Source organism: Streptomyces sp. TP-A0356, from assembly GCF_001417775.1.
In the GTDB taxonomy this organism is placed as follows: domain Bacteria; phylum Actinomycetota; class Actinomycetes; order Streptomycetales; family Streptomycetaceae; genus Streptomyces.
In genome coordinates, this window is sequence record NZ_BBZJ01000018.1 from 57,434 (window position 1) to 71,981 (window position 14,548).

Annotated in this window: 14 protein-coding genes; 6 read left to right on the forward strand and 8 right to left on the reverse strand. The window is 70.3% G+C overall.

Features of this window, described 5'->3' with window-relative positions; translation table 11 throughout:
* Positions 1–166: 166 nt before the first annotated feature.
* The 3 genes from folB (at position 167) to ASC56_RS15495 (ending at position 1,699) form a co-directional block, all read left to right on the forward strand.
* Positions 167–526, forward strand: a complete 360-nt coding sequence (gene folB / locus ASC56_RS15485; RefSeq protein ID WP_055491997.1) for a dihydroneopterin aldolase — start codon at positions 167–169, stop codon at positions 524–526.
* Positions 523–1,134, forward strand: a complete 612-nt coding sequence (gene folK, locus ASC56_RS15490) for a 2-amino-4-hydroxy-6-hydroxymethyldihydropteridine diphosphokinase (RefSeq protein WP_055491998.1) — start codon at positions 523–525, stop codon at positions 1,132–1,134. Before folB ends, folK begins: the two co-directional genes overlap by 4 nt.
* A gap of 79 nt (positions 1,135–1,213) precedes the next feature.
* Positions 1,214–1,699 (forward strand): DUF3180 domain-containing protein, encoded by a 486-nt coding sequence (locus tag ASC56_RS15495; RefSeq protein ID WP_055491999.1) that lies wholly within the window; start codon positions 1,214–1,216, stop codon positions 1,697–1,699.
* A gap of 19 nt (positions 1,700–1,718) precedes the next feature.
* Here ASC56_RS15495 and folE read toward each other — a convergent pair whose 3' ends face one another.
* The 6 genes from folE to dacB form a co-directional block, all read right to left on the reverse strand.
* Positions 1,719–2,324, reverse strand: coding sequence for a GTP cyclohydrolase I FolE (folE, locus tag ASC56_RS15500; protein WP_055492000.1), 606 nt, complete (start codon positions 2,322–2,324; stop codon positions 1,719–1,721).
* A gap of 146 nt (positions 2,325–2,470) precedes the next feature.
* Entirely contained in the window at positions 2,471–4,495 is a 2,025-nt protein-coding gene (ftsH, locus tag ASC56_RS15505; RefSeq protein WP_055492001.1) for an ATP-dependent zinc metalloprotease FtsH, read from the reverse strand.
* Between the two features lie 223 nt (positions 4,496–4,718).
* Positions 4,719–5,279 (reverse strand): hypoxanthine phosphoribosyltransferase, encoded by a 561-nt coding sequence (gene hpt / locus ASC56_RS15510; protein WP_055492002.1) that lies wholly within the window; start codon positions 5,277–5,279, stop codon positions 4,719–4,721.
* Positions 5,280–5,505: 226 nt separating this feature from the next.
* Positions 5,506–6,537: a tRNA lysidine(34) synthetase TilS gene (gene tilS, locus ASC56_RS15515; protein WP_055492003.1), complete on the reverse strand. Its 1,032-nt coding sequence runs from the start codon at positions 6,535–6,537 to the stop codon at positions 5,506–5,508.
* A gap of 191 nt (positions 6,538–6,728) precedes the next feature.
* Positions 6,729–7,853, reverse strand: a complete 1,125-nt coding sequence (locus ASC56_RS15520) for a zinc-dependent metalloprotease (protein WP_055492004.1) — start codon at positions 7,851–7,853, stop codon at positions 6,729–6,731.
* A gap of 94 nt (positions 7,854–7,947) precedes the next feature.
* Positions 7,948–9,606: a D-alanyl-D-alanine carboxypeptidase/D-alanyl-D-alanine-endopeptidase gene (dacB, locus tag ASC56_RS15525; RefSeq protein ID WP_055492005.1), complete on the reverse strand. Its 1,659-nt coding sequence runs from the start codon at positions 9,604–9,606 to the stop codon at positions 7,948–7,950.
* 79 nt (positions 9,607–9,685) lie between these two features.
* On the opposite strand from dacB, the gene ASC56_RS15530 reads away from it, so the two are divergent.
* Positions 9,686–10,177 (forward strand): inorganic diphosphatase, encoded by a 492-nt coding sequence (locus ASC56_RS15530; protein ID WP_055492245.1) that lies wholly within the window; start codon positions 9,686–9,688, stop codon positions 10,175–10,177.
* A 188-nt stretch (positions 10,178–10,365) separates the two neighbouring features.
* On the forward strand, positions 10,366–12,072 hold the full coding sequence (locus ASC56_RS15535; RefSeq protein ID WP_234376962.1) for a threonine/serine exporter ThrE family protein: 1,707 nt from the start codon (positions 10,366–10,368) through the stop codon (positions 12,070–12,072).
* A 20-nt stretch (positions 12,073–12,092) separates the two neighbouring features.
* Here ASC56_RS15535 and ASC56_RS15540 read toward each other — a convergent pair whose 3' ends face one another.
* Positions 12,093–13,106, reverse strand: coding sequence for a DedA family protein (locus ASC56_RS15540; RefSeq protein WP_055492006.1), 1,014 nt, complete (start codon positions 13,104–13,106; stop codon positions 12,093–12,095).
* Positions 13,107–13,266: 160 nt separating this feature from the next.
* Between ASC56_RS15540 and ASC56_RS15545 the strand changes: the two genes are divergently transcribed.
* Entirely contained in the window at positions 13,267–13,632 is a 366-nt protein-coding gene (locus tag ASC56_RS15545) for a YbjQ family protein (RefSeq protein ID WP_055492007.1), read from the forward strand.
* Positions 13,633–13,756: 124 nt separating this feature from the next.
* Here the strand turns inward: ASC56_RS15545 and ASC56_RS15550 are convergent, their stop codons facing one another.
* Positions 13,757–14,518 (reverse strand): MerR family transcriptional regulator, encoded by a 762-nt coding sequence (locus ASC56_RS15550; protein WP_055492008.1) that lies wholly within the window; start codon positions 14,516–14,518, stop codon positions 13,757–13,759.
* Positions 14,519–14,548 lie beyond the last annotated feature (30 nt).

Below are 14,548 nucleotides of genomic sequence, written 5' to 3' on the forward strand. Positions count from 1 at the left end.
CCGCGTTCGCCAGGGAAAACGCCGGATGAACCCTTCTGTCCGTATCGCGGGCGCGCGCCCCGTGAGCGAGCTGTGTCAGTACTCGCAGGTAAATTCGTTCGAGGCCGGTGTACCGACCGCACTCGGTGAGTACCTGCCGCTACCGACGATTGCAGGAGTGATTCGCGTGGATCGTGTCGCGCTGCGCGGCCTGAAGGCCCGCGGGCACCACGGGGTGTTCCCCAAGGAACGCGAGGAGGGCCAGACCTTCATCGTGGACCTCGTCCTGGGCCTGGACACCCGACCGGCCGCGGCCGACGACGACCTGTCGAAGACCGTGCACTACGGCGTCGTGGCGGAGGAGGTCGTGGCCCTGGTCGAAGGTGAGCCCGTCGACCTCATCGAGACCCTCGCGGAGCGCATCGCCCTCTCGTGCCTCAAGCACGCCCCCGTCCTGGAGGTCGAGGTCTGCGTGCACAAACCGGACGCGCCGATCACCGTCCCCTTCGACGACGTGACCGTCACCATCACCCGGAGCCGAGTATGACCGCCTTCCTCCCCGGGGGTCAGAGCGACCCGACCGTGCAGCCGGTGCCCGCCTCCGTGGTGGAGCGCGTGGACGCCGCCGACACGACGCTGCAGAACCCCAAGCGCGCGGTGATCTCGCTGGGCGCGAACCTGGGCAACCGCCTGGAGACCCTCCAGGGCGCGATCGACGCCCTGGAGGACACGCCGGGCGTCCGCGTCAAGGCGGTCTCCCCGGTGTACGAGACGGAGCCATGGGGCATCGCACCGGGCAGCCAGCCCACGTACCTGAACGCGGTGGTCGTCGTGAAGACCACGCTGCCCCCCTCCTCCCTCCTGGAGCGGGCACACGCCGTGGAGGAGGCCTTCCACCGGGTGCGGGACGAGCGCTGGGGCGCGCGCACGCTCGACATGGACATCGTCACGTACGCGGATCTCGTCTCCGACGACCCGGTGCTGACGCTGCCCCACCCACGTGCCCACGAGCGGGCCTTCGTCCTCGCACCGTGGTACGACCTGGACCCGGAGGCCCAGCTCCCTGGCCGCGGCCCGGTGGCGGACCTGCTCGCCATGGTCACCCGCGAGGGAGTCACCCCCCGCTCCGATCTGGAACTCCGGCTGCCCGAGTAGTCGTTAAGGTCTACCGGGCCGGGATCCTTCCCGCTCCACGACCGTGTACCGGCTACCGTCGGGCTGACGAAGGGACATCGTGAGAGAGCTGCGCATCAGGACGCTGGCAGCGGTGTTCGTGGTGGCCGGAGTGCTGTCCTGGGCGGGCGCCCGCCTGTGGAGCTCGGTGGGCACGCTGCCCCGGGTCCCCCTGGCCGCGCCCATCGTGCTCGCCCTGATCGCCGTGGTCCTGCTGGCCACGGCGCTCTCCATCCGCGCCCGCCTCAAGGCCCAGCGGGAGCGCCGCCCCGGCGCCAAGGGCGTCGATCCGCTGATGGCGGCCCGCGCGGTCGTCTTCGGCCAGGCAAGCGCCCTGGTCGCGTCCCTGGTCGCCGGAATGTACGGCGGCACGGGCGTCTTCCTCCTGGAGTCCCTGGACCTCCCCACCCGTCGCGATCAGGCCATCTACGCCGGCTTCTCGGTCCTGGGAGGCATCGCGGTCATAGCGGCGGCCTTCTTCCTCGAACGCGTCTGCAAGCTCCCGGACGACGAGGACCACAACGACGGCACGGCACCGGTTTCCTAGGGCGCGGCGGGCGGGGGAGTCAGCGCGCCAGTATCAGGCTCATCGCCTCGGCCCGGGTCGTGGCGTCCCGGAGCTGTCCCCGTACGGCGGACGTCGTCGTCTTGGCGCCGGGCTTGCGGATGCCGCGCACGGACATGCACATGTGCTCGGCCTCGATGACGACGATGGCACCGCGCGCCTCAAGGATGCGCATCAACGAGTCGGCGATCTGCGTGGTGAGTCGTTCCTGTACCTGCGGCCGCCGGGCGAACACCTCGACCAGCCGGGCGAGCTTGGACAGACCGGTGATCTTCCCCGTCTCGGCCGGGATGTAGCCGACGTGGGCCACACCGTGGAACGGCAACAGATGATGCTCGCACAGGCTCACGATCTCGATGTCCTTGACCAGGACCATCTCGTCGTGGCCCAGATCGAACGTCGTCGTCAGGACGTCCTCGGGCTGCTGCCTGAGTCCGGCCAGAAGCTCCCGGTACGCCCGGGCCACCCTCCCCGGGGTCTCGCGCAGCCCCTCTCGGTCCGGGTCCTCACCGATCGCGATGAGCAGTTCCCGTACGGCGTTCTCCGCACGCTTCTCGTCGAACTCGCCGATCGTTCCCTCGCCGTCCAGCGTCACCGGGTCGATCATCTGGTGCCTCGTTCCTGCGCCTGGGACGCGCACGGATCACGCGTCTCATATGCGGCTCTACGGACATGCCGCGCCCCCCAAGGCTAGAACCCTGGGGGGCGCGGCAGAAATTCCGGGCCCGGTGAGGCCCTCGGAAGAGCGGTGACTCAGCTCTCTCGGCGGTCCTCCGGTGTGGTGTCCGTGGGGACGGACTCCGTCGCGTTGGCGATCGCCGGGCTCGCGCCGTTCGCCCCGTTCGTCAGTGCCAGCTCCTTCGGGGAGAGCACCGGCGGGCGGGTGGACGGCGTGCGGCGGGAGGAACCGGTCCAGGCGGGCCGCGGCGGGCGCTTGACGACCGGGGCGAAGATCTCGGCGATCTCCTCCTTGCCCAGGGTCTCCTTCTCCAGCAGCGCGAGCACCAGGTTGTCGAGGACGTCGCGGTTCTCGACCAGGATCTCCCAGGCCTCGTTGTGCGCGTTCTCGATGAGCTTCTTGACCTCTTCGTCCACGAGCGCGGCGACCTCTTCCGAGTAGTCGCGCTGGTGAGCCATCTCACGGCCGAGGAACGGCTCGGTGTTGTCGCCGCCGAACTTGATCGCGCCGAGACGCTCGGTCATGCCGTACTGCGTGACCATCGCGCGGGCCGTGGACGTGGCCTTCTCGATGTCGTTCGCGGCACCCGTCGTCGGGTCGTGGAAGACCAGCTCCTCGGCCGCGCGGCCGCCCAGCATGTAGGCCAGCTGGTCCAGCATCTCGTTGCGGGTCGTGGAGTACTTGTCCTCGTCCGGAAGCACCATCGTGTAGCCGAGTGCGCGGCCGCGGGACAGGATCGTGATCTTGTGGACCGGATCGGCGTTCGGCGAGGCCGCCGCGACCAGGGCGTGGCCGCCCTCGTGGTACGCGGTGATCTTCTTCTCCTTGTCCGACATGATCCGGGTCCGCTTCTGCGGGCCCGCGACCACTCGGTCGATCGCCTCGTCCAGCATCTGGTTGTCGATCAGCTTGCGGTCGCTGCGCGCCGTGAGCAGGGCCGCCTCGTTGAGGACGTTCGAGAGGTCCGCGCCCGTGAAGCCGGGCGTACGGCGGGCGACGGCCGACAGGTCGACGTCCGGAGCGACCGGCTTGCCCTTCTGGTGGACCTTGAGGATCTCCAGACGGCCCTGCATGTCCGGGCGGTCCACCGCGATCTGGCGGTCGAAGCGGCCGGGACGCAGGAGGGCCGGGTCGAGGATGTCGGGGCGGTTCGTGGCGGCGATGAGGATCACGCCGCCCTTCACGTCGAAGCCGTCCATCTCGACGAGCAGCTGGTTCAGGGTCTGCTCGCGCTCGTCGTGACCGCCGCCGAGGCCGGCGCCGCGGTGGCGGCCGACCGCGTCGATCTCGTCGACGAAGACGATCGCCGGGGCGTTCGCCTTGGCCTGCTCGAACAGGTCACGGACTCGGGAGGCACCGACACCGACGAACATCTCGACGAAGTCGGAACCCGAGATCGAGTAGAAGGGGACGCCCGCTTCGCCGGCCACCGCGCGCGCGAGCAGCGTCTTGCCCGTACCGGGAGGCCCGTACAGCAGCACGCCCTTGGGGATCTTGGCGCCGACGGCCTGGAACTTGGCCGGCTCCTGGAGGAACTCCTTGATCTCCTGGAGCTCCTCGACCGCCTCGTCCGCGCCCGCGACGTCCGTGAACGTCGTCTTCGGGGTGTCCTTGGTGATGAGCTTGGCCTTGGACTTCCCGAAGTTCATGACCCGGGAGCCGCCGCCCTGCATCTGGTTCATCAGGAACAGGAAGACGACCACGATGAGGACGAAGGGCAGCAGGGAGAGCAGGATCCCGACGAAGGGGTTCTGCTTGGACGGCGAGACCGTGTAGCCGTCCGGGATCTGCTTGTTCTGGAACTTGTCCTGCAGGGTGTTGGCCAGGGTCACGCCCTGGTCGCCGATGTAGCTCGCCTGGATCTTGGCGCTGCCACCGACCTTCTCGCCGTCCTTGAGCGAGACCTTGATGATCTGCTCGTCGCCGGTGGTCAGCTTGGCCGACTGGACCTTGTTGTCATTGATCGCCTGGACGACCTGGCCGGTGTCCACCGTCTTGTAGCCGCCGGAGGAGCCGACGACCTGCATCAACACGACCACGGCAAGGACGGCCAGCACGATCCACATGACCGGCCCACGGAAGTATCGCTTCACGTCCATCCATACGGAGCGGTGCCGCCCCGTCCCTCCTGCCATAGTGAGTTTGATAAAGACAGTTCTTCTGACGGTACCCCAGGATTGTCACCCGAAGCCGCAGGGGACTTCCGGCAGTACCGTCCACGCCTGCTACAACGGCGCGAAACCCGCTGGGGTTCCCGGGCCTCTTGCCAGGATCGTGACCTGGGCGTTCGGCCGCCGCGGACGACGGCCGAACCCCGGGGGCTCAGCCGCCGTAGACGTGGGGGGCGAGCGTACCGACGAACGGGAGGTTGCGGTACTTCTCCGCGTAGTCGAGGCCGTAGCCCACGACGAACTCGTTCGGGATGTCGAAGCCGACCCACTCGACGTCGATCGCGACCTTGGCGGCCTCGGGCTTGCGCAGCAGCGTGCACACCTTGAGGGAGGCGGGCTCGCGCGAGCCGAGGTTGGAGATCAGCCAGGACAGGGTCAGACCGGAGTCGATGATGTCCTCGACGATCAGGACGTGCTTGCCCTTGATGTCGGTGTCGAGGTCCTTGAGGATCCGCACGACGCCCGATGACTGGGTGCCCGCACCGTAGGAGGACACGGCCATCCAGTCCATGGTGACGGGGGTGGACAGCGCGCGGGCGAGGTCGGCCATGACCATCACCGCGCCCTTGAGAACGCCGACGAGAAGCAGGTCCTTGCCCTCGTACTCCGCGTCGATCTTCGCGGCCAGCTCGGCCAGCTTCGCGTCGATCTCTTCCTTGGTGATGAGCACCTGCTTGAGGTCGGCACCCATGTCGTTCGCGTCCACCCGCATCACTTTCGGTCGTCCCGCACTTGTCGCTCCTTCGCCTCCGGAGTGCCGGTGCCGCCAGGCGGTCGGCCGTGCCCGGAGGTCCGCGTCCGGCAGCCGTGTGAGGGCTGCAGCCCGCGCGGCCTGAGCGCGCTCTCCCTGTCGGCAGCGGCGGGCCCTTCGGCTCGCTCGCGCGGCTGACCGGCCATCCCCTGAGGGCCACCGGGTGCCTCCCGCGGGAGGCGAGTTTTCAGCCTTGCCGAATCACCAGTCTGCCACCCTGCCGCTGGGCGACGACTTTGCCCGGGAGATTGATGGCCCCCTGGCCGCGCCAGCCGGTGATCAGACGGTCGACTTCCTCGATGTGGCGGGCGAAGAGAGAGCCGGCCGGGGCACCGGCCTCGATGGCGGCGCGGCGCAGGATGCGGCGCCGCACGGCGGGAGGCAGGGCGTAGAGCTTGGCGCATTCCAGGAGGCCGGAGGCGTCGCGCACGGAGGCCTCGGCCTGGCTCGCCCAGGCGTCGAGGGCGTCCGCGTCGTCGCGGGAGAGCTGGGCGGTGCGGGCGAGGGCCTCCACGACCCCCTTGCCGAGCGCCTTCTCCAGGGCCGGCAGTCCCTCGTGGCGCAGCCGGGAGCGGGTGTAGGCGGGGTCGGTGTTGTGGGGGTCGTCCCAGACGGGCAGGGACTGAACCATGCAGGCCTTGCGCGCGGTCTGCCGGTCGATGTGCAGGAAGGGGCGGCGGTACCGGCCGCCGGCCCCCGAGACCGCGGCCATACCGGACAGGGAGCGGATGCCGGAACCGCGGGCGAGGCCGAGCAGGACGGTCTCGGCCTGGTCGTCGCGGGTGTGTCCGAGGAGGATCGCGGCGGCGCCGAGGCGTTCGGCGGCGACGTCCAGGGCGGCGTAGCGCGCGTCCCGGGCTGCGGCCTCGGGGCCGCCGCCGCGGCCGACGCTCACGGCGACCGACTCGGCCGGGTGCAGGCCGAGCTCGCGCAGGCGCAGCACAACCTCTTCCGCGCGCAGGTCGGAGCCGGGCTGAAGGCCGTGGTCGACGGTGATGCCGCCGGCGCGGATGCCGAGTTTGGGGGCTTCGAAGGCGAGGGCGGAGGCGAGCGCGACCGAGTCGGCGCCGCCCGAGCATGCCACGAGCACGAGCGGCTCGGAAGGGCGCTCGTGTGTCGTCTGCCCGCTGATCTGCTCCGCGGTGTGCGCGGTGAGGATGTCGTGGAGGACGCGGCGGACCGCCAGGCGTATCGCCGCGACCGCAGGATGGGGACCCATGTCCGGTTCCCTTCATGAAGTTTTCGGGGGGTGAGCCCGAGCCGGTCACTCAGAGTATGTAGATGGTGACAGAAACGGGCCGTTCCCCGAGCATTGCACGGCTACCCATCGCTCACGGTCCCTCGGACGAGTGATTGGCGAGGCGTTCACCTGCCGACGGCCGGATTCGTTTCACTAGGCTCGCGCGGGGCTCACGACTCGGCCCTGCGGTGCACCCGTGCGACCCAGTCCGCCGGTTTGGCGATCTCCGCCTTGGTCGGAAGGGTGTTCGGGGAGGTCCACACCCGGTTGAAGCCGTCCATGCCGACCTGCTCGACGACCGACCGCACGAACCGCTCGCCGTCCCGGTACTGCCTGAGCTTGGCGTCCAGACCCAGGAGTTTGCGCAGGGCGAGGTCGAGGCGGGAGGCGCCCTTGGCGCGGCGTTGCTGGAACTTCTCACGGATCTCGGCGACGGACGGGACGACGTCGGGGCCGACGCCGTCCATCACGAAGTCGGCATGTCCCTCCAGGAGGGACATCACGGCGGTGAGGCGGCCGAGGATCTCCCGCTGGGCAGGCGTCTGCACGAGTTCCACGAACGAGTGACCGTCGTCCCCCTCCTCGCCCTCCGGACGGCCGCCGGCGAGCGACTGGGCGGCTTCCCTGATGCGCTCCAGGACGGTCATGGGGTCGATGTCGGTCTCCCCCAAGAACGACTGGATTTCGCCCTCCATGTGGTCACGCAGCCAGGGCACCGCCGTGAACTGGGTGCGGTGCGTCTCCTCGTGCAGGCAGACCCAGAGGCGGAAGTCATGGGGGTGTACGTCCAGTTCGCGCTCCACGTGCACGATGTTCGGCGCGACCAGCAGGAGGCGGCCGCCGCCGTTCTCGCCCGCGGGGATTTCGCGGGTGGCGGGCGCGAAGGTCTCGTACTGGCCGAGCACCCGGGAGGACAGGAACGACAGGAGCATGCCCAGTTCCACTCCGGTGACCTTGCCGCCGACGGCGCCGAGGACGGCTCCGCCGGGTGTGTTCCCGCGCCGCTCCTGCATCTTGTCGAGGAGGGGCTTGAGGAGTTCCCGGAAACCGGCGACGTTCGCCCGGACCCAGCCGGGGCGGTCGACGACGAGGACCGGGGTGTCGTGCACGCCGTGTTCACCCATACGGGTAAAGCCGCGGACGTGTTCCTCGGAGGCCTTGGCGTGCCTGCGCAGCTCCGCGACGACGGCTCGGGCCTCGTCGCGGCTCACCTCGGGGCCCGGCCGCACGAGCCGGGTCGCGGTCGCCACCGCGAGATTCCAGTCGACCATCTCGGCACCACCGATGCTCGTCATGCGTCAACGGTACGTGCTCGTGCGCGAGTGCGGTGAGGGGTGCGACCGCGGGGCGGGCCGTGGTTGCGGGCCCGTGATGCCGGTGGTGCCGCTGTTACCGGCAGCCGCAGCCCGCCAGGGCCGCCGCCATCCGGTCCAGGGCCGCCCTGGCCGCCGTCTGGTTCATCGAGCCGTCCGTCATGAACGCGAAGGCCAGCAGTCGGCCGTCGGCGTCGACCAGGGTCCCGGCCAGCGTGTTGACGCCGGTCAGGGAGCCCGTCTTGGCGCGTACGACGCCGATGCCCGAGCGCGCTGCGCCGTCCTCGTAGCGGTCGCTGAGGGTGCCCGTGAAACCGGCCACCGGCAGGCCCGTCAGGACGGGGCGGAGTTCGGGGTGGGCGGGGGAGCCGGCGGTGGCCAGCAGGGCCGTCAGCAGGTCGGCGGTGAGCCTGTCGGCCCTGTGCAGGCCGCTGCCGTCGTGGAACTGGGCGCCGGCGAGCGGCAGCCCGAGCTTGCCGAGCCGGGCGGCGATCGCGGCCGCGCCGCCCTCGAAACTCGGCCGGCCACCGGTGGCGAGGGCGGTCTGCCGGGCCAGGGCCTCGGCGATGTCGTTGTCGCTGTTGGTGAGCATCCGCTCGACCAGGGCGGACAGGGGCGGCGACTGGACCGTGGCCAGCGTCTGAGCCCGCTGCGTGGCCTTCGCGGGGGAGGCGCCGGGGGCCGAGGTCTTGATGCCGCGCTCGCGCAGCAGACCGCCGAAGGTCCGCGCCGTGTCGGCCGCCGGGTCCGTGCTGCGCCCTGCCGGCCCGCTGGTGGAGTCGTCCTTGCGTCCTTCGTCGGCCGTCAGCGCGGTGACGGGCGCGAGGTTGTCGTTGTCCCCGATGGGGTGCTTCGCCTCGCCCGTGAACAGGGAGGCGTCGTAGGTGAGCGTCACCGAAGCCATGTGACGTTTCTGCAGGGCGGTGGCGGTCTCGTCGGCGAGGGTGCGCAGACTGGCCCAGCCTCCGGCGTCCTTGCGGGCGGTCAGGGTCGGGTCGCCGCCGCCGACCAGTACGAGCTTGTCGCTGCCGGGCTCCAGCACCGCGCGCGTGGCGAGACGGTGGTCGGGTCCGGCCGCCGAGAGCACGGCGACGGCGGTGGCGATCTTGGTGGTGGAGGCAGGGGTCAGCGAGTCGTCCCCGCCCACGTCGTACAGGCGTTTGCCGGTGACCACGTCGACGACCGCGGCGCCCCGGCGGGGGCCGAGGGAGGCGTCACGCAGGAGCGGGTCGAGCGCCGCGGCCAGGGCCTGGTCCGCCGGGGCCGAGCCGGTGGTCACGGCGGCGCCGAGGCCGGTGAGCACGGAGGCGGCGCTCGGTGCGGGCGCGGGTGCCTGCGCCGCCGTACCGGCGTAGGCTCCGTGATCTGCGCCACCCTCGCGGGCCCACGCTGCGGCCCGGACGCGCTCGGCCGTACGCTGACCCGAGGAGTCCCAGGGACCGGCTGCGGTCGCGGCCCCGGCCGCGAGCGTCAGACCCACGGTGGCGGCGACAGCCGTCAGTTGCGGGGTCGTGAGCCCCCCGGCGCGCGGGCGCATGGCGCGCGCGACCCGCGCGACGTGCGGTTTCACCACCCCGGTGAGCCGTGTCACGTGCGGTCTCACGGCCTCGGAGCTCCGCGCCGCACGGGGTTTCACGGCCTGGGCCACGCGCGCGAGGCGCGGTCTCACGGTCTGCGCGGCCCGCACGAGATGCGGTCTCGCGGCCCGCCAAGCCCTCAGCTCCGGCACGACCACCAGCCCCTTTCGCGATCACACACCTGCGTGAGGGACACTTAACCACCAGAACTATGTGCTGATCATGGAGGAGCCACCGGTGGAGTTCGACGTCACGATCGAGATCCCGAAGGGTTCGCGGAACAAGTACGAGGTGGACCACGAGACCGGTCGTATCCGCCTGGACCGTCGACTCTTCACCTCGACCAGCTACCCGGCCGACTACGGCTTCGTCGAGAACACCCTCGGCGAGGACGGCGACCCGCTGGACGCGCTGGTCATCCTGGAGGAGCCGACCTTCCCCGGCTGCCTCATCAAGTGCCGCACCATCGGCATGTTCCGGATGACGGACGAGGCCGGCGGCGACGACAAGCTGCTGTGCGTGCCGGCGTCCGACCCGCGCGTGGAGCACCTGCGGGACATCCACCACGTCTCCGAGTTCGACCGCCTGGAGATCCAGCACTTCTTCGAGGTCTACAAGGACCTGGAGCCCGGCAAGTCCGTCGAGGGTGCCAACTGGGTGGGCCGCACGGACGCCGAGGCGGAGATCGAGCGCTCCTTCAAGCGTGCCAAGGAGCACGGCGGGCACTGATCTTCGTGAGCCCCGCGGGCCGCGTGACCCTGAGGGGTGACGCGGCCCGTTCGCGTACTGGTGCGCATACTGGGGCGTACGGAAGGTACGTACGGGACACAGACGTACGAAAGGCAAGGCGGGAACTGGTGGCGGAACCGGAGACGGAGGATCGCAAACCGCGGTCGGACGAGGCGAGGAGTGCGTTCGTGCCTCCGGGGCGGAGCGAGAGCGAGTCCGTCACCACCTCCGAGTTCACGATCCCGGGGGGCCTCGGCGTGTCGGCGGGGGGCCTCACCGACGGGTCCACGACCTCCGAGTTCGCCGTCCCCGAGGGGCTCGACGTGCCGTCGCCGGGGGGCGAGTCGTCCGAGACGACGTCCGAGTTCTCCCTCCCGAAGGGGCTGGAGGCCCCGCAGCCGCCGACGGCCGAGCCCGAGGGGTCGGCGTTCAGCCTGCCGAGCACGTACAGCACCAAGAGCGCGCCGCCCGCCTTCACGCCGCCCGCCGGGATCCCCGCGGTCCGGCTGACCAAGGAGGTGCCCTGGCAGGACCGGATGCGCACGATGCTGCGCATGCCGGTGGCCGAGCGGCCCGCGCTGGAGCCCGTGCAGAAGACCGACGAGTCGGGTCCCGCCGTGCCGCGCGTGCTCGACCTGACCCTCCGCATCGGCGAACTGCTGCTGGCGGGCGGCGAGGGCGCCGAGGACGTGGAGGCGGCGATGTTCGCGGTCTGCCGCTCGTACGGGTTGGACCGCTGCGAACCGAACGTCACCTTCACGCTGCTGTCGGTCTCGTACCAGCCCTCCCTGGTGGACGATCCGGTGTCGGCCTCGCGCACGGTGCGCCGCCGCGGCACCGACTACACGCGCCTGGCGGCCGTGTTCCGGCTCGTGGACGACCTCAGCGACCCGGACACGGCGATCTCCCTGGAGGAGGCCTACCGGCGGCTCGCCGAGATCCGCCGCAACCGGCACCCCTACCCCGGGTGGGCGCTGACCGGGGCGAGCGGTCTGCTCGCCGGAGCGGCCTCCGTGCTGGTCGGTGGTGACCTGATCGTGTTCATCGCGGCAGCGCTGGGCGCGATGCTCGGCGACCGGCTGGCGTGGCTGTGCGCCGGGCGCGGACTGCCCGAGTTCTACCAGTTCACGGTGGCCGCGATGCCCCCGGCCGCGATCGGCGTCGCGCTCACGGCCGCGCACGTGGACGTGGAGGCGGCCGCGGTGATCACCGGTGGGCTGTTCGCACTGCTGCCCGGGCGGGCCCTGGTGGCGGGGGTGCAGGACGGGCTCACCGGCTTCTACATCACCGCGGCCGCGCGCCTGCTGGAGGTCATGTACTTCTTCGTCGGCATCGTCATCGGCGTCCTGCTGATCCTGTACTTCGGCGTGAAGCTGGGGGCCCAGCTCAACCCGGACGCGGCGTTGAACCCCGCCGAGCGCCCGGTGGTGCAGATCGTCGCCTCGATGCTGCTGTCCCTGACCTTCGCGGTGCTCCTCCAGCAGGAACGCTCCACCGTGATCTGGGTGACCCTCACCGGGGGTGTCGCCTGGAGCGTGTACGGCGCCCTGCACTACCCGGGCGGCATCTCGCCGGTCGCCTCCACGGCCGTCGCCGCGGGGTTGGTGGGCCTGTTCGGGCAGTTGCTGTCGCGCTACCAGTTCGCGTCCGCGCTGCCGTACACGACCGCCGCGATCGGGCCCCTGCTGCCCGGTTCGGCGACGTACTTCGGGCTGCTGTCGATCGCCCAGAACAACGTGGACAAGGGCCTGGTGTCGCTGGCCAAGGCGGCGTCCCTCGCCATGGCCATCGCGATCGGTGTGAACCTGGGCTCGGAGATCTCCCGGCTGTTCCTGCGGGTGCCGGGCGGCTCCGCCGCGGGGCGGCGGGCGGCCAAGCGGACGAGGGGGTTCTAGGACCGTCGGCAGTGGCCGGCTCAGCCCTGCGGGTAGCCGTTCTGCGGGTAGCCCTGGTCGTAGGGGTACTGCTGTGGCTGCTGCTGGTGGTGGTCCTGGGGGTACTGCGGGGCGTACGGCTGGCTCTGGCCGTAGTCCTGGCCATAGTTCTGGCCGTATCCCTGGTTCGGATCGTAGGGCTGCCGGCCCTGCGGGTGAGCCTGGCCGTGGTTGCCGTACCCCTGGTCGCCGTAGGCCTGGTCATGGCCGTGGTTGCCATAGGCCTGGTTGCCGTAGGCCTGGTCGCCATAGCCCTGGCCCTGGTGGGTCGGCGGCATGCGGCGCAGCTGGGTCGTCGCGTCGTCCGTGACCGGCGGCTGCTGCAGGCCCTGAACCGGCGGCTCCTGGTGGGCGGAGGCCTCCCGCGGGTTCTTCCTGGCCTTCGAGCGTGCCCGCAGGAACTCGATGGCGATCGGGACGACCGAGACGAGGACGATCAGGATGAGGATCGCCTCGATGTTGTTCTTGACGAAGCCGATGTTGCCCAGCCAGGAGCCGAGCAGGGTGACGCCCGCGCCCCACAGGACACCGCCGATGACGTTGAACACGACGAACGAGCGGTACTTCATGCCGCTGACGCCGGCGATGATCGGCGTGAACGTGCGCACGACGGGCACGAAGCGGGCCAGGACCAGGGACTTCGGGCCGTACTTCTCGAAGAACTCGTGAGCCTTGGTCACGTTCTCCTGCTTGAAGAGCCGCGAGTCCGGGCGCTTGAAGAGCGACGGGCCGACCTTCTTACCGAACATGTACCCCACCTGGTCGCCCAGGACCGCGGCGACGCAGATCAGGGCGATGGCTCCCCACAGCGGGAAGTTCAGCTGCTTCGAGGTGATCAGCAGGCCGCACGTGAACAGCAGCGAGTCGCCCGGCAGGAAGAAGCCGATGAGCAGGCCCGACTCCGCGAAGACGACGAGGAGCAGGCCCCAGATTCCGAAGGTGTCGAGCAGGTAGTTCGGATCCATCCAGCTCGGTCCGAGGGCAAGCGTCATCACGGTTCCGGGCTCCTGAGCGGTGAGGGGAGGGGTGCGGCGTCCTGAAACAGCCGACCCGAGGGCGATGGCCGGACAAAGCTATCAACGCCCGGTGTCGCCGCCACGTTCCACCGGTGTCACGGGATTGCACTGTGCGCGAACCCTGGCGAAGCTGTGAGCCATGGGCATCGAAGAGTACGGCGGCGGCCAGGGTCCCCAACCCGACGTGCTGGTCGTGACGACGAACGACGTACCCGGCTACCGAGTCGAGCAGGTCATCGGCGAGGTCTTCGGCCTCACCGTGCGCTCACGGCATCTGGGCAGCCAGATCGGAGCGGGCCTGAAGTCGATGATCGGCGGTGAGCTGAAGGGGCTCACCAAGACGCTCGTCCAGACCCGCAACCAGGCCATGGAACGGCTCATCGAACAGGCACGCGCGCGTGGCGCGAACGGTGTGCTGGCGTTCCGCTTCGATGTGACGGAGGCCGCGGACGTGGGCACGGAGGTGTGCGCCTACGGAACGGCGGTGGTCCTGGCCAAGGAGTGAGCGTGCACCGGGCACAGCGGTAAGGGGCGCGCGGGGTGTACGCGCCCCTTACCGCTGTCTGCCCCACGACACCGCCGTCTGCTCCGCGACCGGTGTCCGTACGGTCACCGGTGGCCGACCGCCCTCACTCGCCGTGGCGGGTTGCGTTCGCCGCGATCGCGTCCCTGAGGTGCTCGGCGAGGCCCGGCCGCTTGGAGTCGTAGAACTCCTTGAAGCGCTCGTCGGAGACGTACATCTCGGCGAGCCCGCGGTGCATCTCGTACGAGCAGGCGTAGAACCACCTGCCGATGTGCTGCCGGTGCTCCTCGGCCATGTCCATGGCGCGTTCGCCCGCCGGAGGCTCTCCCGCGGCCATCAGGGCCTCATAGCGCTCGCTCCATGAGGCCACCTCGGCCTGTATGCGCTTCCAGTCGTCCTTGGTGTAGCGGGCGACGCGGCGCTGCGACTCGGCATACGCCTCCGTGCCGCCCCAGCGCCGCTCGGCCTCCTCCGCGTGCTCCTCGGGGTCCTTGTCGCCGAAGACCTCGAACCTCTCCTCGGGCGTGAGGTTGATTCCCATCTTGCGTGCCTCCATGGCGTGCTCCACGGCCGCCGCCATCTTCTGCAGCTTCTCGATCCGGGCGGTCAGCAGTTCGTGCCGGCGGCGCAGATGCGCGCGCGGGTCCGCGTCCGGGTCGTCGAGCAGGGCGGCGACCTCGTCGAGCGGGAAGCCGAGTTCTCGGTAGAACAGGATCCGCTGCAGCCGGTCCAGGTCGGCGTCGCCGTAGCGCCGGTGACCGGCGTGCGTGCGCTCACCGGGTTCGAGCAGGCCGATCTCGTCGTAGTGGTGCAGGGTACGCACGGTCACACCGGCGAAACCGGCCACCTGGCCCACCGAGTAGCTCACTTCCGCTCCCTTCTGGGTACGCGCTTCAGG

Bases quoted from the DNA above. Each gene is read 5' to 3' on its own strand.
- ASC56_RS15545 (WP_055492007.1), top strand. From the start codon at position 13,267: ATGGGCATCGAAGAGTACGGCGGCGGCCAGGGTCCCCAACCCGACGTG.
- tilS (WP_055492003.1), bottom strand. From the start codon at position 6,537: ATGGGTCCCCATCCTGCGGTCGCGGCGATACGCCTGGCGGTCCGCCGC.
- hpt (WP_055492002.1), bottom strand. From the start codon at position 5,279: ATGCGGGTGGACGCGAACGACATGGGTGCCGACCTCAAGCAGGTGCTC.
- folK (WP_055491998.1), top strand. From the start codon at position 523: ATGACCGCCTTCCTCCCCGGGGGTCAGAGCGACCCGACCGTGCAGCCG.
- ASC56_RS15520 (WP_055492004.1), bottom strand. From the start codon at position 7,853: ATGACGAGCATCGGTGGTGCCGAGATGGTCGACTGGAATCTCGCGGTG.
- ftsH (WP_055492001.1), bottom strand. From the start codon at position 4,495: ATGGACGTGAAGCGATACTTCCGTGGGCCGGTCATGTGGATCGTGCTG.
- folE (WP_055492000.1), bottom strand. From the start codon at position 2,324: ATGATCGACCCGGTGACGCTGGACGGCGAGGGAACGATCGGCGAGTTC.